The sequence below is a fragment of the Tigheibacillus halophilus genome, assembly GCF_042683165.1.
GTDB lineage: Bacteria > Bacillota > Bacilli > Bacillales > Amphibacillaceae > Tigheibacillus > Tigheibacillus halophilus.
In genome coordinates this window covers 258,370-276,349 of record NZ_JBHUIZ010000015.1, presented here as the reverse complement: position 1 = coordinate 276,349, position 17,980 = coordinate 258,370, and the positions used below count along the sequence as shown (strand labels likewise).

Sequence of the window (17,980 nt, the reverse complement as noted above, 5' to 3'; positions counted from 1 at the left end):
GGCAGTTGAAATATTATCATGCAAAAAGTAATTATCTGTGATCTTGATGGCACTTTATTGGAATCGAATGGAAAAGTATCACCTGATACAATTAAAATGGTACAACATTTTCATAAAATCGGAGGCATCTTCATTATTGCTACCGGTCGCTTGGATCATGACATTGTATATATAGAAGAAAAATTGGGAATTCAGGGGAAATATCGCGTCAGTCAAAACGGAGCTGTCATTAAGAACCAATTTAACGATGTCATTTGGAACAGGAAAATGGATCCAAATGCTGCTTCAAGAATCGTAAAATTTCTTCGAAAAAAAAAGCTGCGGGTGGAGGTTTCTGATATAAAACAAAGATACTTCCCTTCTCCGAGGGGATTGGGGGGTGCAGTTGAATTTGTCGATTGTGCTATTGTTGATCCATGCTACTTGCAAAAGATCGGTAAAACAATCCTTCCTTCTGTCATCATGACTTTTGGTTCTGAAGATATTTTCAGGCGCCTTGTACCATTCATAAACAAAAATTTCGGGCAACATGTGGATACCATTGAAACCAGCTCAAGAACACTGGAAATCCTGGCCAAAGGGGTGTCAAAAGGAGCAGCAGTTACAAGAATCTTGCAAGAACTGCAATTCGATACTTCAGTATGTGCAATTGGTGATTCGGCAAACGATATTTCTATGTTTGAAATTGCAGATTATGCATTCTCTGTCCCTAAGGCTTCAGTATGTGCCAAGGATAAAGCGGATGAATTATATCCAACTGTTGGCGATTGTATAAATGCTTTTATAAAAAAATAAACAAATCTTGAGGTGATAATGTAATGAAGATATTGTATGTGCCATTAGACGAGCGCCCATGTAACTACAACTACCCAATCAATCTAGCTAAAACAAGAAATGATGTAGAGCTGCTGATACCCCCCAGGGAAATTCTTGGGAACAAAAAAGAATCAGCAGATATTAAGAAACTATGGGAATATGTCAATTCAAACGCTCCGCATGTTGACGGCATGGTGCTCTCTTCAGAAATGCTCATATATGGCGGCCTGCTTCCGTCAAGACTTCACCATCTATCAGCGGAGAACGGAAAAAACAGGCTGAAAAAAATCCGACAACTCCGGGGTAAAGCTCTACAAACACCAATTTATGTATCCAGCTTGATTATGCGGACACCCAAATATGATTCCGCAGATGAAGAACCCAGCTATTATGCAGATTATGGTAGTAGAATTTTTCGAAGAGCTTACTTACAAGATAGGCAAACACGTGCCGAAAACGTCACATTGCAGGAAGAAAAAGAACTTGCAGAGTTAGAAGCAGAGATTCCGAAATCATATATACATGACTATGAATCCAGACGCTCTTTCAATGTGAATATAAATCTGCAATTACTTCAATTGGTAGAGGACGGGATAATCGATTTTTTATCTATCCCCCAGGATGATTCCTCTGTTTTCGGATACACTGCACAAGATCAAAGAATAGTCTATCATCAAATTGCTTCAAAACGTTTGCAAGAAAAAATCATGGTTTACCCAGGGGCAGATGAGGCAGGCTGTACATTACTTGCAAGAATGTTGAATCAGTTATTGGATAGAAAACTATCTGTTTATTATTTTTATAGTACTACATTGGGACCATCCATTGTCCCTCTTTATGAAGATCGCCCCATAAATGAGAGTGTCAAAGCACATCTTTCAGCGGCGAGATGTCACTCGGCACATACTCCCGAGAATGCGGATTTCGCGTTAGCCATTAACACACCTGGTCATACGATGGAAGAAGCAGCCAATCAGCCAAATCAAGATATATCTTATAGCAGTTTTCGACAACTTCAATTTTTTGTAGAAAAAATTCAACGTTTCATTCAGTCAAGCATACCTGTAGTGATTGCAGATAGTGCGTTTGCAAACGGAGGTGACCAGGAGCTTATCCAGTATTTGGATGACTATCATTTGTTGGACAAGATCCATTCATATAAGGGGTGGAATACAAATTGTAATACATTGGGATCCTCCATTGCCGCAGGAACATATGGTTTTGATAGCCGAAACTCGCTAGTATTAAAGAAGAATTTAATTTATCATTTGTTTGACGATGTTTTTTATCAATCGAAAATAAGAAATAAAATAACGAAAGAACTGTTGCCTACGTTGAATGCTAATTATTTCAATTTGAATAATAAAGATGCTGTAGTAGAAGGTAAGATTAAGGAGCAGTTATTAACTGTATTTAATAACAATATTTTAAACAGTTTTCGGGACATAGCTCTTTCAAAGCTAAAAATCTCCTGTCCGTGGAGCCGTATGTTTGAAATCAATATTGATTTGGAAATTATTCAGAAACAATATGAATAGACAGAAGGTGTAATTTTGAATGTATCCGATTTTTTAACTCAAATAAAAAGCATTTATCCTTCACTAACTAAACGTGAAAAGGAGGTTGCAAAATTTATTTCTAGTAACCAGTCGGAACTTGTTTTCACTTCTTTAGGAGAGTTTGCCAAAGAATGCGGGGTCGGCGAAGCAACCGTATTTCGTTTTTTTAAAAAGCTAGGTTTTTCAGGCTACCAAGAGTTTAAGGTCAGCATGGCAAAGCAGCTGCGCCACCCAAATGAAAACAATTCGGAACCTGAATTCGGTTGTACTTATCAAAATATTGTCCAGATGCTTGACGATACACATCGTCTGATAGATGAAAATACATTGACCTTGGTAACGGAAAATATTATAAACAGCCAATCTGTATATTTGTTTGGCATTGGATTTTCCGGACTAGCTGCACAAGGAGCCCAAATTCGTTTCATGAGGCTAGGCTATAAGTCCTTCGTTTTTTCCGACCCTCACGCACAGTTAGTCTCCTCACACTTAATTACTGAGAAAGACTTGGCCATGGCTTTCAGTATTACCGGTGATACAATCTCAACAATCGATTGGCTGAAAGTAGCAAAGCAAAACGGGGCTAAGACTGTGGCTATTACCAACCATTCGAACTCTGATATTACTAAGATAGCTGATACCAGCATTTATACAGCAGGTAAGGAGATCGCCCAAGAAGGAAGTACATTGATAACAGAAATGTCGCAGTTATATATCATCGAAGAGATTTGCAAACATTTGTATGAAGCAGATAAAGACAATATAGATCGGATGAAAAATAAAATTTCAAAATCAATAGATTAAGCACGAGAAATCTTCCAACGGAGGTGAATAGTATTGGCAATACGCACATCACAGCAAGAAAGTATCCAAGAAATACAATTTGTTCAGAAAAAAAGTCCATGCAAGAGAGAATGCGAAGACAGTTTTGTAATCAATGATCATCTTGGGATATACGGGGTAATGGACGGTGCAACACCAGTCGATCATTTCAAAGACGAAGCTGGTCACAATGGCGCTTATTTAGCTGCCAATATTTTTAAAAATTACTTCGAATCATTGCAAGCAGCATCCCACCTTCATCACGAGGTGTTACAAGCTAATCGATTGTTGAAGCAGGCAATGGAAAGTCATGGGGTAGATCAAGCGGTTAAACCAAGTTTGTGGTCAACATGCGTATCGGTAGTAAGAATCACGGATAATATGCTGAAATATGCAAGCTTGGGAGACACTATGATTTTAATTTGTAATAACCAAGATGAAATTAATGTACTAACAGTAAATACAGTAAAAAACATCAGTGTACGTGCGAGAATGAATAGAGAACTAGCACGTGACAATGGTAAAGAAATACCTAAGGAGACCTATTTTAATAATGAACGAAACAAGATAAGCTATCACCGGGAAATGGCTAATATGCCAAATGGATACGCTGTTGCAAATGGTATGGATGAAGTGAAGTATTACATCCAACATGGTATGTTACCTGTGAAAGACCTCAAGCAGGCGTTGATCATGTCAGATGGATTGTTTGATGCCAAAGATGACCTTCGTGAAGTTTACTGGGAGATACATAACAATGGGCTGGAAAATTTCGTTCAAAAATTGTCTCTCAAAGAAGAACAGTCTAACAGCCATTCGGATGATAAAACTGCAGTCTTACTGACTTTTCATTAATATTGTGTAAATAATGGATTGCGTCCGTTGACATCCAACTTTTATTTACTATATACGATTCATTTTTCAGTTAGTGTACCGAATTAAATGCAACAACATTCTGAATCAGTATATAATCGTTTTTCATAGCTTAAGAATTATAGTCAGAGAGAACTAGTAATTAAGAAATTCATTCATATAGAATAAATATTTTATCTTTACAACTTAAACTTCAAAAATCCCCACCTGATTGAACAGATGGGGATTTCCTAGCTACAACTTTACAAAGCCAAAAATTCCTGTCGGCCACACTTTGTAAGTACAACCATTTATATCATTGCTGAGAAGCAAACTCCTTTTCCTTCTTACTCTTTCGTTCTTTTTGTTTTAATGTGTAGCTTAGTAAATCCAGCGAAATACGAGCGGCGGTTTGTCCGGTTATTCCTGTTGGATCATAAGGCGGGGCAACCTCTACTATATCGAAAGCTACAACTTCGCCCCTTGCCGCTATCCCTTCTAATAATTCATTTACTTCATCATAAAGAAAGCCGCCTGGTGATGGTGTCCCCGTTCCTGGAGCAATTGAAGGGTCAACACCATCAATATCAATGGTTACATAATATTTTTCTCCTTTGGGGATTTGGGCAATCACCTCTTCTATTCCCTTTTTTCTAATTTGACGCGGTGATAAGATTGTGCATCCATAGTCCCTGGCAGCCTCTACATCCTCTTTCAAACTACTCGAAATGCCACGGATACCAAATTGAAAGATGTCTTTCACATGATCCATCTCTGACAAGCGGCGAATACAGCTGCCATGTCCATATCGCTGCCCTGAACGATGGTCAGCCCAATCGAGGTGTGCATCAATTTGAATTACATGAAATGGCCCTAATTCCTCTAATCCTTTGCCAACTGCAGCCGTAATCGAATGGTCGCCACCCAAGATAACTGGCATGGCTCCCTTGGAAACAATCTTTCGAATAGATGCTTCGGTGTTTTCATGTGATTGCATCAGGTCCCCGTGAACAATATCGACATCACCGCAATCTACCACTTTCCAATCCGGTCCCAGATACATGACGTCATTTTCAATATCATAGGCACCATCCAGTCCGAAACTGTACAATGTGGACCCTTCTCTAATTCCACGTGGTCCCATTCTTGCTCCGGATTTCCACTGTGTTCCCATATCGTTGGGTACTCCAATCACAGCGACATCAGCATCTAATTCATCAAGATCGGCACAAATTGGGTATTTTCCATACGTGGAAATTCCAGTAAAAGGTAAATTTAGAATTTGCTTTTCTTCAGGTTTGACCATTATTATTCCTCCTATTTATCGAATGAACATTCAGGTAACTATTGGCTCAGTGTGACCTTATCCGCTTGGTGCATCCCCCCTTACACGGTAAGAACGTTAATTCTGACTTGCAGCTAAACTTTTACTCGCTTCTTTTGTTTTTGTATAACTTTCTCCCTCCAAACCTTCATTTCGATGGACAAATTTTGCAATGAAGATAAGTGCCATTACAGCAAAAACAATATTTACCAAAACTCCAATCGAAGCTGCGAGATGAATATTACTCGCAAGCAGCACACCAAATACTGCCGTTGTGATGGAAAGACCAAAACCATATCCTAAAGAACTTGCCATTTTATAAATTCCTGAGGCAATTCCTACTTTATCATGCGGAATATTTGCGATCGCCGTATCAATAGAAGGTGTAGCATACATCCCGATACCAACCCCGGCAGTTAAAAAGCCAGTAAATGCAACAATAATATAGGCTAAATTGGGCAGAAATGTCATTGCTGTCATGCTCATTCCTATCGTCGCGATGACAATTCCCATAAGCATCGGCTTTTTTGCACCCATTTTTTGGAGCATCTTTTCCCCGACACGTATCATAACCAATATGGCAAAAACATTTCCCAAGGTCAGCAGCCCTGTCTGAAAAGATGTAAATCCCCTTGCCATTTGTCCATAAGTATTTGTAACAACAACCGTAGCGAAGATCCCGTTTTGAAAAAAGTTCGATACAACGGATCCCGTATACGCTCCTATTTTAAAAATTGAAAAGTCAATAAATTGGTTTTCCTTTTTTCTTTCAACAATAAAAAATATGATTGTTGTTGCAATAGCTCCTGCAATTAAGGTAATCGTTAACATGCTGTCCCAGCCGAAATCCTGTCCTTGCGTCACAATAATATTAACTATCAGAATTGCAATCGTAAATATAATGAAACCAGGGAAATCAAATTTTTCCTTCCTTATGTTTTCTATCTTCTTTTCTTTTATATCTTTGATCAGGAACATGGATAACAATGTAATCGCAATAGATATGATAAAAATCCATCTCCAGCCCATGTAAGTAGCAACGGCTCCGCCAACAATCGCGGTTAAGCCGCCACCTCCCCATGATCCAAAGGACCAAAAACTGAGTGCACGTTGTCTGCCCTTCCCATCAAAATTAGACCTGATAAGTGAAAGGGTCGCCGGCATAATACAAGCAGCCGATATTCCTTGGATTGCGCGTGCCGTAATCAATACCGTTGCACTACTGGAGGCAATAAGCATCAGGCTTCCAACAATGCTCAGCAAAAGGCCAACATAGGTTAGTTTCTTCCTGCCGGAACGATCAGAAATCCCCCCAGCAACAACGATAAAGAGACCGGAAAATAGTGCCGTAAGACTTGTAGAAATATTTAGGGTTCCGAGCGAAACCCCCAAATCTTTTTGCATTACCGGAATAATATTGGTCATTGATTGCGCAAACAACCAAAAGGTAAGAACTGCGAGCACAATACCAACTATAAATTTATTCGTACCTTGACCAGACTCTCCCATCCTTTTCCTCCTCTATGGTTTTGTATTCATAAATACATTTCAATCCTGGGGAGACAAGATGTGCTTATGGACATTGCAGCACCATTTTCATGCGGTAACATTATACGCGCACTCATTTTTGAGATTGCCCATTGGAACCTGCCCGCATTTGGAAGGAAATCCATCAACATTTTTCCTCGCCATGCTTGACTTACTCCCATTGACTAAACCTTTGTTCATGTTCTGAAATAATCACCGGTAGAAATAAATAATGCTTAAGGTACACACGCCCAAAAATATTAACAGGGCAAACCACTTTTGAGCATACACTGGTGGTCCCCTTTTCCTTCCAGAAAATGAGTTTTACAATAAATGGCGAGCTGCCTGCTATGGCCTCTGATTCTATACTTGGAAGCAATTGTACTAATAATGACGCTAAGTTTGTAAACGATGGCTCGTGTTTCGTAATGGATAACACAATCCATCTGCAATATCACATTCCTTCTAATCAATATGCAATATCTTGCTTCCCATATAGGGAACTTCACTAGGTCTATAAAAGCCTTTTTGAACTGACTTATATGGTACACTCTTATACTTGCAAAAAACGTGCCATATTTATAAAAGAGCAAAAATTTAAAAAGCAATCTGGTAAAACAACTACCAAACTGCTTAATCTAAATTAATAAATTGGCTTCACGCGGGTACTTCTCAGTCAATTTGAAAATTTAACAGGGCAGGAGGACGGGAAATAATAAAATTTGTCAGGGAAAAGAATTATCATTTTTTCATACATAAACCAGTTGTTTTTAGTCATTTTTGACTACAGCCTATGTATTTTTGAATCTTTCTATTTGCAGTTGATTGACTGATTCCAAGTTTTTTCCCTAGTTGAATGCTCGATGGGTATTTATTGTACATTTGAACAATAAACTCTCTTTCCATGCCCTCGATATATTCATGAAGTGTCATATCCTCATGAAAATTGATTGATTCCTTATTTTTAATTATCCCGACTATCCCAAGTGTAATTTCATCTGTATCTGAAATAATCATCGCTTTTTCAATGAAATTTCTCAATTCCCGGATGTTACCTGGCCATTTTTGTTTCTTGATCCAAGCAACCAGCTCCGGTAAAAAATATTTTTTCATATTGTATTTTGCATTAAATTCTTCAGTAATTTCATGAACAAGGCAAGCCAATTCCTCCCTGCGTTCTCTCAGGGGAGGCACAGTCAATTTCATTACATTAATTCGATAATACAAATCTTCTCTAAATCGCTTTTGATGAATCATATCTTCCAGGTTTTGATTCGTTGCACAAATAATTCTACATTGCTTTTCAATTTTTTTATTTCCTCCCACCCTCATGAAAAACTGATCTTGCAATACGGATAAAAACTTTACTTGGAGATTCATCGGTAGTTCCCCAATTTCATCGAGAAAAAGAGTTCCTTCACTGGCAGCTTCGAAATAGCCTTTTTTACCTCCTTTTTTCGCTCCCGTAAATGCTCCTTCTTCATAACCAAACAACTCAGATTCGATCAAGGTTTCTGCAATAGCCCCACAGTTCACCTCAATAAAAGGCATATCTCTTTTTGAGGAGATTTCATGTAGTTCTCTGGCCAAGTAATTTTTACCTACTCCAGACTCACCATCAATCAGGACAGTAACATCCAAATCGGCTACTTTATAAGCAACTTCCAGTACCTTGTCCATTTTGCTGTTTTTTCTTTGCAATTGCATCCATGGCTGACTTTTTAATGCTACTATTTCCTGTCTATATCGTTCAATTGCAGCCGCTACGTGCTCGTTTTCTTTTTTTAGGGTTTCAACCTCTGTAATATCTCTTGAAAAACTAATTGCTCCAATTAATGTATTGTTTTCATCCGATATCGGATATCCAGAGATAATCAGCTTTCTTTTATTTCTTGTTTCCTGGACAAGTGTCTTTTCTTTTCCAGCTTTTAAAACTTTGGCAATGATAGAAGGAACGAAAATACCTTCGTTTTCTAAATCAAAAACATTTTGATTTAATATTTTATCATGAGGTATACCGAATAACTTTTCCTCCGATTTTCTCGTATAAATGATATTCCCTTTAGCATCCGTAATAAAAATTTCATCAAACGAAAAATCTAATATATACTTCAAAATAATGTATGCATGCTCATTTAAATTCACCTTAATTCCTCCTAGTCATAATTAATTATATATTACCCAAAGATGACTAAGTGTTCAATCAAATGGAAAGATACGGATAATATGATAACAAAGGAAATTAAAAGTGAAGTTTGTTTATATTTTAACTTTGTTTCATGCAATGAATTATCAACTGTAAGACAACCAACTTCATTTTTGCATCTTATCGGGAATTGCTGAGCGCCTTCCCTTCTGCACCTTCATATTGGCGGCCCCAACCTGTAATAACAGAGAACAACAGGACCAGGAACAGTACCATGCAATAAATCATTCCGCTGCTGATTTGCGTTAGTGACAGTGGTTCAACAAAATCATAGCCTTCTGATAATAAAGCACCGATGAAAACAAAAACACTTAAAAACGGTATGACAAGCACAATCGAATTAGCAAATCCATCAAGTAAATTGGAACGACGGTAGGGGTGCAAACCAACTCGTTTGCCAATTTCATTCTGCACTTTGCCAAATGTCGTCATTGACGCACTGGTCACGCCGCCAAAAATTAAAGTAGTAAACGAGATACCTAACATCATAGCAATCTCCGTACCACGGACTGTCCTTCCCATTTTACTGTGAAGAATACCGTTTGTGACTTTGTCCAGCACGCCGGCGCCATTAAGTACACCCATTATGCCATACACTGAAATAACCAATGTAACAGTTGCCATCATACTGCTGATACCGTCTGTCAAAAATCCTGCGGGAGCCCCATCCTTAACAGAAATTATATTTTGGAAAGTTAAAAGGTTAAACAGTAGACCAGTAATTGTACCCAAAACAATACCTATCGTAATAGCTTTATAGATATTGCGAGTTTTAACCGCGGTAATTAACATGACGGTTACCGGTACAAGCATGACCAATGCGGTTGGGTTCCTATTCTTTGCGAGGACATCCGAAGCGCCCGTACCTGCCGTACCGCCTCCTCCCAAAATCCAAAATAAAACAAACGAGATCATACCCGCGACCAGGGAATATTTCAGCCGGCTGGCAACACAGCCTCCAATTTCAGCGAAGCCTTGTTTTTTTGTATATTCCTGTGTACCAGCTGAAATAATGGTGGTATCTGAAATGGGCGCCAGGTTATCACCAAAAATAGACGCACTGACTATTGCGCCTGCAAGAATGGCAGGGTCACAGCCCAATAGCACCCCAGCCGGATAGAAGATAGGGAAGCAGGTAAACATTACGCCGATGGATGATCCTGTAGCAGTAGAAATAACGCAAACTGCCAAGAATGTAAACGCAGTGAAAAACCCGCCGCCTACGCCCAGTGAACTGGCAAGCCACACAAAACCTGCCGAAATATCAGTAGTTCTAATCAGCGCCGAGAACATCCCAATAATGAACAACAGAATGCCGATCGGGACAGCTTCTTTTGCGCCTTCATAGACGAAATCCCAGAAACGTTCATAATATCCTTTTTTCGTAAACATAGAACCCACCAAAAGTGCGACAAATGCCCCCATTGCAAGTGCATGCATTTCAAATGCTTTAAAAACGATAAAATACAATACACAGAAAAATAGGAAGATAACGACTGGGATGAAGGCGGCGCCCCAGCCACCCCTCAATTCAAGTTTTTCATTCATACAAGAGCTCCCTTTCACCTGCCAATTTAAAATTCACTGCTGATTCATCTTTAAAATATCCCGCAATAGCGGCATCTTCAAACGGATTTATGCTTCATTTAAATTCATCTTCATAATGTTACGGAACTTGTTTCCCACGGTACGCTCTAATTCGAAAGGTTCACCATTCAATATAGGATACCTATCCAAAAACTGTTCTATTTCCTCTATATCCTTATCATCAAGTTCGAAAGAGAATATACATTCATTTGATTCAACATGGCTGCTATTTCTGACACCCACAATGCTAGCTCCCACACTTGGTTGGCTCAAAATATATTTTGTAGCGATATGGGCGATCTTAACGGAATGCTTTTTGGCAATTTTGTCCAGTAATAACAGAAAATCTTGATAGCCATCAAATCCCAATGTATCTTCAATTACTTGAAGGTATTTCACGTGTGAACGCGTAGCTGGTTGAACAGATGCATCATTGCCAATCCATTTTTCTGCTAGCAATCCTCCCGATAAGGTACCATAACATAGGAGTGAAATACCTTTATCTTTACAATAATCCAACAATTTTTTTTCTGGACGTCTGTCAAAAACAGAGTACTGTGTTTGGCAAGATACGACAGGTATACCAGCATCAACGATTTCAGCCAAATGATCGGTATCGAAGTTTGTAACGCCGATATGGCGTATTTTACCTTTTTGTTTTAGTTCATGCAGGTAACCCGCAGTTTCCATACAGCCGGGCACATCGTAATCCCACCAATGAAACTGTACCAGATCCAATACGTCACGATTCAGGCGCTTAAGGCTTCTGTCAATTATCTTTTCGGTATATTGAAAATCCACACTGCTCAGGATATCGATATCAGGGACGTACTTGGTATGGATCTGAATATCATTTGGTGAAATCGTGCTTCCGTGCTTCAGCTGCTCCTGGAATTCACCAAGAAATTCCTCAGTCCCTGTATAGATATCTGCACAATCAAAGGTTGTAAATCCTTTTTCGACAAGCATATGGAAAGCGTTCATAACATCATTTTTGTCTACACTATTTTCTAAACTATGCCCCTCTGACAGTTGCCAGCATCCATTGATCACTCTGCTGATTGTGTAATCCTTTGCTAATTCAAATCGTTCTGCCATTATTGTCCATCTCCTTTATGTAGAGGTTCTATTGTGCATTCGGCATGACTGAATGCTTTCGTTCCTATCCGGGTTATTTTAAATACTGCACCACAGTTCGGATCGGGGCAGGCAATCAAACTGTCGGACAACATCCAGTCATTAGCCTGTAATACCCGCTGCTTTGCAGGCAGTAAAGGCAAAATAGCACTTAAAGCATACAGGGAGAATGAATTATTTTCAGGGAAAACAATGTCTTCACCTGTAACTAAGAAATAGTCACCTTCTTTATGGCCGCACACCATTGGTTTATCTGTCCCCACAACCTGCACTTTTAGATTATATAGTGTAAAGCTATCATCCACGATACATGCTCCTTTCCAAAGACCCAGAAATAATAAAAAAACACTTATCCTTAAATAATAATTCAAGGACAAGTGTTAACTCGCGGTACCACCTTGTTTGATATGTATCTACATACCATCTCCATAGAGTGCGTCACACACCCTTAGCCTTTTAACGCTGGCTCTGCGTCTAAGCTACTAAAAAAATTCTTTCGCTTCGCCCTCGGAGGCCCATTTACTGTTACGGTTTCTGTCCGGCTTACACCATCCCGGATTCGCTAAGAGACCTTTAACAGTTTTACTCCCTCTTCAACAGTTTACAGAAATGTTAGCATCGTTGTTTACCAATGTCAAGAATAATATGGCAATTTTTTATATAGACAAAGTACAGGTAATGTAATATAAATATGGCTTTTTCTGCCCACGGAAATTGCGTGCTGTATCACCATCTCCCGCCTGTCATCATTCTTGCTAACCCACCTAATTCAATTCCTCACCATTCGTTTCAATCACTGTTTTATACCAGTCAAAGCTTTTCTTTTTCATCCGTTTCATATCTTTATTTTCTGATTCATCCTGATTGATATAAACGAATCCGTAGCGCTTTTGATAGCCATTTAGCCAACTGAGTAAGTCAGTAAAGGACCAGGTGCAGTACCCCATCAAGTCCACACCGTCTGTAATTGCTCCCTGCAATTGCACAATGTGCTTACGGAGGTAATCAATCCGATAATCGTCATGGATCACACCACTTTCCTCCACATGATCAAAAGCACCAAGCCCGTTTTCCGTCACCAGCACAGGCAAGCCATAACGGCTTGTCATTCTTCTTAATCCAATTCTTAATCCAACAGGATCAATTTCCCAATCCCAGTCAGTTGTTTCCAGTGACGCATTTCTCTTCCGTTTGAATACACCAGGTATACCGCCTTCTACAAAATTCCCTTTTTTGCCATCATGATTGTCATTCACCGCGCCAGTAAAATTTTCATCAAGCGGGCTGGCAGTAAAGGTAGCTGTTTGGTAGAAATTCACTCCCATGAAATCAGGTCTACCTGCTTTCAACACAGCTTCGTCACCTTCCTTCATGGTAGGCTCAAGACCACGTTCCTGCAGATACTTCCATACCGAAGCAGGGTACTCACCGCGGCAATACACATCCAGCCACCAATAATTATTGAATTCATCCGCATTTTCAGCAGCCAGCACATCCATTGGATGACTGGAATAAGGGTATGCTGGTCCATAAGCGAAACTAGGACCGATCTTGCCCTCGGGAATGATTTTCCGAAAGGATGCAATCGCTTTTGCATTCGCCAGGTTGGCGATGTGATTGGCTTCATACATCCGTTTGCGATCTGTTACACCAGGTGGATGTTTCGCCTGTTCATACCCGTGTGTGATAAATACATTCTGCTCATTTAAAGTGACCCAGTACTTCACTTTCCCTTTCAATCTATGAAACAATGTCACACAGTAATGGTTGAAATCATCGATGATTTGTCGTGATTCCCACCCGCCATATGCATCCTGCAGAGCTTGGGGCAGGTCCCAGTGATACAATGTGACAATTGGTTCAATCTCATGATATAAGAGCTCGTCAATCAGGGCTTCGTAAAATTGCAGGCCCTTCTCATTCATTTCTCCTTTGCCATGAGGGAAAATCCGGCTCCAGGCAATGGAAAACCGATATGCCTTCAATCCCATTTCCTTCATTAATGCCACATCTTCCTTGTAACGATGATAATGATCTACTGCGACATCTCCGCTTGTCCCTTTGTATGTCTTACCAGGGATTTTCGTGAAATGATCCCATACGGATGCACCTTTACCGTCTTCATTCCAGGCTCCCTCTATTTGATATGCGGCTGAAGCAGAACCCCATAAGAAGCCCTTCGGAAAAGCGTCCATTTTTTCGTAATACATCCCATTCAGCTCCTTTATACTAATGTAATGCCTCTTTCTCTAATTGCATCAATCCATAAACTGCGCCAAGCAGGTTTGCATGCTGACGGAATTCACAGGTGTCGACAACCGGTTTGATTGTTGAACCCGGCAATCGCCGCAAGATTTCCGAGATGCTGGTATTGATTTGTTGAATTAAATCTGGCCTTGCACTGATTCCACCGCCAATTAAAATCAGTTCTGGATCATAAATGTATTGCAAATTGTATATGCCAAGCGCTAGGTACCGATAAAATGCCGCAACTTCACGCTTGCACACCGGGTCGCCTGCGGTGGCTAGGTTAAAAATTTCTTCTCCCGTCAATTGATCGGCTTTCCGCTGCTTCAACCATGCAACCTTTCGGATCAAAGCGCCTGTTGCCCCTGTATCACTCCATGTATCGAAACCGTTTTCAGAATGAGTCGGAATCAGCATATATCCAAACTCACCGCCGTGCAGATTGGCGCCTTTATGCACTTCTCCATTTTTAATGATGGCTCCGCCGATCCCGGTGCCAATCACGATGACAAGTACATCATGCTTTGTTTTTGCTTTGCCCTTCCAGAGCTCCGCATAGGCAGCACAGTTCGCATCGTTTTCCATGAATATCTGCTGCCCAGTGTGCTCTGCCATCATTTGTTTGATGTTTGGTCCGTGAAGGTAAGGCAAAGCGCTGGTACCATGTACAACGCCTTTTTCAGAAACGGCACCAGGACAGCTGACAGCAATCCCCTGCGTCCCCGGATGAACCTGATTCAAATCCGCTATTAAATCCATTAGTCCTGCCAGTGATTTTGGCGTTTTTATCTTGCTTATTTTCATGATGGATCCCGCTTCATCAATCACAGCAGTTTTGATATACGTTCCACCGATATCAACAGCCAAAAAGTTTTTCATTGCCTGCACCTCATATTCCCTCTCATGTCTTGTTGTCTTTTTGTTTCACAAAATCACCAGCTGCAGTACACATCATTTTTCTTCTTTATCAACCTGTGCCGTATCAAAAGCGCACGATGCGCGCACAATCAACTCAGGATCAACTTTCATCGCATGGGGCTGTGCTGTTTCATTAATTAGATCATGAAGCATCACAGCTGCCAGCCTGCCCATTTTTTCTTTATCCTGCTTTACCGTCGCCAGTGTAGGATCACTGTAACGACAAGCTTCGATATCATCACAGCCGATCAGTTTCATATCTTCTGGCACACGCACCTCTGCTTCTTTCATTGCCCGCAATGCACCAAGCGCCATCATATCGGAAACAGCATATACTGCCTGTGGTTTCTGTTTAGCACGCAATATATTTTTCATAGCGTGGTAGCCGCTCTCTTCAAAATAATCTCCATGCTGGATCCAATCTTCTTCCACCTGCATACCGAATGACGCCATATGTTTCAAGAAGCTGTCCTTGCGTATTCCCGAAACAAACGAATTTTCCGGCCCGCCGATAAAAGCCACTTCCCGGATGCTGTTTAAATACAGATGGGTCACGACTGATTCGGAAACTTTTTCGTTATCTGTCGTGACATAACTGGAGTTCGGGCCTGTCAGTTCAATGTCGATCCCGACACATGGAATATTACTGCGGTCCAGTTCCCTGGTTGCTTCTTCAATTTCATCCCCCGCAATGACCAGGCATCCATCAAGCTGGAAATGAACACACCTCTTCAAATAATCCTGTCCGCCATTGCTAAATGATTTATTCGAAAAAAGCAGTATATCATAACCAAGATTACCGACAACATTTTTAAACGAATTGACAATATCGTTGAATACCGGGTGGTTCATCTCTGCATTGATATCCCCGGCAAAAATCAATCCGATCAGGTTGGACTTTTTTGTTGCGAGCAACTTGGCAGAAAATGTCGGCTGATAACCGGTCTCTTCAATAATCTTATTCACTTTATCTATTGTTTGCTGGCTGAGACTTCCTGAACCATTGATCACTTTTGAAACGGTTCCTCTGGACACATTAGCCATTTTCGCGATATCTTTTATTGTCAGTTTCATCTTTCAACCTCAAGTCTGTATAATCTCGCGCCCTACTTCACTGATCCTTCCGTAATACTGGAAATGAACAGTTTATTGAACATCAGGAACACAATGACAAGCGGTATGGTCGCCCAGAAAACACCAGACATCAGCATTCCAAAATCAACATTGCTCGTCGTATTCATGGAAGATAAGGCTACCTGTATTGTATACATATCCGGGTCCCTAAGAACAGTGAATTGCCATAAAAACTCTCCCCATGTTGCTGTAAATACGATAATTCCCAATGTCGCAAACGCAGGTAAAATTATCGGCAGCACAATCCGGTAAAAAATACGGAAATTGGAGCAACCATCTAACTTGGCTGCTTCTACCAGCTCATCAGGTACAGACTGGGAAATGTACTGGCGCATCAAGAAGATCCCCAGCGGATTCAGAAAGAAAATAACCATCGCACCTAATAAGGTATCCAGCAATCCAAACTTGGATATAAGGAAATACTGTGGAATCAGTCCAAGCTGCGGTGGAATAACCATCGTCAACAAGATGGAAATGAAAAAAATATTCTTTCCCGGGAATTTGAATTTAGCAAAGGCAAATCCCGCCAAGGAACTGATCAAGAGCACAACTGCAGTGACAACCAAACAAACGATCAGTGTGTTAAGCATGGCACCGTAAAATGGAATTTTATCCAGCACCTTCTGGAAATTCTCCACCAATTGATGGCCGGGTGTCATTGTAGGGGGTATGGCGTTGTACGCCGCACTTGGCCTGGTGGCCATTACAAACATCCAGTAAAAAGGAAAGATGGATAAGAAGGAAGCTATGATTAAGCATACATATACGAAAAATCTTCCAACCGTCATTTTTTTCATAGCTTCATCCCCTTCTTCCTTTTGCGGATTCCTGATGACAGGTACGTATTAATTGCCGAAGCAATAACGATAATCCCAAGCAAGATAACAGCAGTCGCCGAACCAGTTCCGAATGACTGTAAACTAAATGCATCACGGTATAAATACATCACGACCGTCATCGCTTCAGTCCTGCTGAAGGCAGCAGAACCAAGGAATACTGTCGGTTCCGTGAACAACTGCAGCGCTCCTACTGTAGAAAAGAACACTGTCAACATGACAAACGGCTTTAACAATGGAATCGTAATATAGCGTAATTGCTGAAAAACACTAGCGCCATCAATACGTGCTGCTTCATATAAATCTTTTGGTATACTTTGCAGACCTGCCAGATAAATAATCGTGTTATACCCAATCCAACGCCAAAACACCATGATGGAAATAGCGATTTTAGCACCCCACTCGCTGGTTTTCCAAGATACTGGATCCAACCCGAATACATCCAAAGTATAATTTGCCAGCGCGGTGTCATTGCTGCTGAAAAACACACCGAATACCAGTGCGACTGCTACCATAGAGGTAATATATGGCAAAAAAATCATCGCCCTGAAGGCATTCTTGAATTTTAGAAATGCCTGATTGAGGATAAACGCCAGTATAATTCCAACAATAAGTTGCGGCGCTGTCCCCAGGATGCCCATGATGACCGTATTGTACAGAGACTTCCAAAATAAAGGATCATGCAGAACCACACTGAAATTATGCAGGCCGACATATTCCATTTCACTGAACCCATTCCACTTTTGAAAAGCCAGGTAAATACTGAATATAGCTGGATACAGCCCGATAATGGCGAAAATAATAAAGAAAGGCGAAATATACAGGTAAGCGCTGATTTTATCTTTTGTTTCCTCTGAACGGTGTTTCCGTTTAAAAGCCATGTCTTTCCCCCTTCCCTTGAAAAAGACATCGATATGGCAGCTGACTGCCATATCAATGCAGCATATCCTGACGCAGACTCCTTTTATCAATAAAAACAGCCATTCAGCAAACATCCATAAGGGTGAAAGCTTTT

At 40.4% G+C, this 17,980-nt stretch carries 15 protein-coding genes; 4 read left to right on the top strand and 11 right to left on the bottom strand.

The window, feature by feature from the left end:
* The first annotated feature begins 18 nt into the window (after positions 1-18).
* The 4 genes from ACFSMW_RS17130 to ACFSMW_RS17115 are packed head-to-tail and all read left to right on the top strand — an operon-like array spanning position 19 to position 4,052.
* Positions 19-795 carry a Cof-type HAD-IIB family hydrolase gene (locus tag ACFSMW_RS17130; protein WP_390357515.1) on the top strand — a complete coding sequence of 259 codons (777 nt, stop codon included), beginning with the start codon at positions 19-21 and terminating at the stop codon, positions 793-795.
* Positions 796-818: 23 nt separating this feature from the next.
* Complete coding sequence (locus ACFSMW_RS17125) at positions 819-2,354, top strand: DUF4127 family protein (RefSeq protein ID WP_390357514.1); 1,536 nt, start codon at positions 819-821, stop codon at positions 2,352-2,354.
* A 15-nt stretch (positions 2,355-2,369) separates the two neighbouring features.
* Positions 2,370-3,179 carry a MurR/RpiR family transcriptional regulator gene (locus tag ACFSMW_RS17120; protein ID WP_390357513.1) on the top strand — a complete coding sequence of 270 codons (810 nt, stop codon included), beginning with the start codon at positions 2,370-2,372 and terminating at the stop codon, positions 3,177-3,179.
* Positions 3,180-3,212: 33 nt separating this feature from the next.
* Positions 3,213-4,052, top strand: a complete 840-nt coding sequence (locus ACFSMW_RS17115; protein ID WP_390357512.1) for a PP2C family serine/threonine-protein phosphatase — start codon at positions 3,213-3,215, stop codon at positions 4,050-4,052.
* A 313-nt stretch (positions 4,053-4,365) separates the two neighbouring features.
* On the opposite strand, the gene speB is transcribed toward ACFSMW_RS17115, so the two are convergent.
* From speB to ACFSMW_RS17060, 11 genes are all read right to left on the bottom strand, one after another.
* Positions 4,366-5,355, bottom strand: a complete 990-nt coding sequence (gene speB / locus ACFSMW_RS17110; protein WP_390357511.1) for an agmatinase — start codon at positions 5,353-5,355, stop codon at positions 4,366-4,368.
* 96 nt (positions 5,356-5,451) lie between these two features.
* Positions 5,452-6,882, bottom strand: coding sequence for an MFS transporter (locus ACFSMW_RS17105; protein ID WP_390357510.1), 1,431 nt, complete (start codon positions 6,880-6,882; stop codon positions 5,452-5,454).
* Positions 6,883-7,674: 792 nt separating this feature from the next.
* Entirely contained in the window at positions 7,675-9,045 is a 1,371-nt protein-coding gene (locus tag ACFSMW_RS17100; RefSeq protein ID WP_390357509.1) for a sigma-54 interaction domain-containing protein, read from the bottom strand.
* Between the two features lie 181 nt (positions 9,046-9,226).
* Complete coding sequence (locus ACFSMW_RS17095) at positions 9,227-10,654, bottom strand: Na+/H+ antiporter NhaC family protein (RefSeq protein WP_390357508.1); 1,428 nt, start codon at positions 10,652-10,654, stop codon at positions 9,227-9,229.
* Between the two features lie 87 nt (positions 10,655-10,741).
* Positions 10,742-11,791 (bottom strand): aldo/keto reductase, encoded by a 1,050-nt coding sequence (locus tag ACFSMW_RS17090; RefSeq protein WP_390357507.1) that lies wholly within the window; start codon positions 11,789-11,791, stop codon positions 10,742-10,744.
* Positions 11,791-12,135 (bottom strand): TIGR04076 family protein, encoded by a 345-nt coding sequence (locus ACFSMW_RS17085; protein WP_390357506.1) that lies wholly within the window; start codon positions 12,133-12,135, stop codon positions 11,791-11,793. Before ACFSMW_RS17085 ends, ACFSMW_RS17090 begins: the two co-directional genes overlap by 1 nt.
* A 459-nt stretch (positions 12,136-12,594) precedes the next feature.
* Positions 12,595-14,040, bottom strand: a complete 1,446-nt coding sequence (locus ACFSMW_RS17080; protein WP_390357505.1) for a glycoside hydrolase family 1 protein — start codon at positions 14,038-14,040, stop codon at positions 12,595-12,597.
* A gap of 19 nt (positions 14,041-14,059) precedes the next feature.
* Positions 14,060-14,956: an ROK family protein gene (locus ACFSMW_RS17075; protein ID WP_390357504.1), complete on the bottom strand. Its 897-nt coding sequence runs from the start codon at positions 14,954-14,956 to the stop codon at positions 14,060-14,062.
* Between the two features lie 72 nt (positions 14,957-15,028).
* Positions 15,029-16,069 carry a LacI family DNA-binding transcriptional regulator gene (locus ACFSMW_RS17070; RefSeq protein ID WP_390357503.1) on the bottom strand — a complete coding sequence of 347 codons (1,041 nt, stop codon included), beginning with the start codon at positions 16,067-16,069 and terminating at the stop codon, positions 15,029-15,031.
* Positions 16,070-16,101: 32 nt separating this feature from the next.
* Complete coding sequence (locus ACFSMW_RS17065) at positions 16,102-16,926, bottom strand: carbohydrate ABC transporter permease (protein ID WP_390357502.1); 825 nt, start codon at positions 16,924-16,926, stop codon at positions 16,102-16,104.
* Complete coding sequence (locus ACFSMW_RS17060; protein ID WP_390357501.1) at positions 16,923-17,846, bottom strand: carbohydrate ABC transporter permease; 924 nt, start codon at positions 17,844-17,846, stop codon at positions 16,923-16,925. Before ACFSMW_RS17060 ends, ACFSMW_RS17065 begins: the two co-directional genes overlap by 4 nt.
* Between the last annotated feature and the right edge of the window lie 134 nt (positions 17,847-17,980).

Bases quoted from the DNA above. Each gene is read 5' to 3' on its own strand.
- ACFSMW_RS17070 (WP_390357503.1), bottom strand. From the start codon at position 16,069: ATGAAACTGACAATAAAAGATATCGCGAAAATGGCTAATGTGTCCAGA.
- ACFSMW_RS17105 (WP_390357510.1), bottom strand. From the start codon at position 6,882: ATGGGAGAGTCTGGTCAAGGTACGAATAAATTTATAGTTGGTATTGTG.
- ACFSMW_RS17075 (WP_390357504.1), bottom strand. From the start codon at position 14,956: ATGAAAAACTTTTTGGCTGTTGATATCGGTGGAACGTATATCAAAACT.
- ACFSMW_RS17130 (WP_390357515.1), top strand. From the start codon at position 19: ATGCAAAAAGTAATTATCTGTGATCTTGATGGCACTTTATTGGAATCG.
- ACFSMW_RS17090 (WP_390357507.1), bottom strand. From the start codon at position 11,791: ATGGCAGAACGATTTGAATTAGCAAAGGATTACACAATCAGCAGAGTG.
- speB (WP_390357511.1), bottom strand. From the start codon at position 5,355: ATGGTCAAACCTGAAGAAAAGCAAATTCTAAATTTACCTTTTACTGGA.
- ACFSMW_RS17125 (WP_390357514.1), top strand. From the start codon at position 819: ATGAAGATATTGTATGTGCCATTAGACGAGCGCCCATGTAACTACAAC.
- ACFSMW_RS17095 (WP_390357508.1), bottom strand. From the start codon at position 10,654: ATGAATGAAAAACTTGAATTGAGGGGTGGCTGGGGCGCCGCCTTCATC.
- ACFSMW_RS17080 (WP_390357505.1), bottom strand. From the start codon at position 14,040: ATGTATTACGAAAAAATGGACGCTTTTCCGAAGGGCTTCTTATGGGGT.
- ACFSMW_RS17065 (WP_390357502.1), bottom strand. From the start codon at position 16,926: ATGAAAAAAATGACGGTTGGAAGATTTTTCGTATATGTATGCTTAATC.
- ACFSMW_RS17060 (WP_390357501.1), bottom strand. From the start codon at position 17,846: ATGGCTTTTAAACGGAAACACCGTTCAGAGGAAACAAAAGATAAAATC.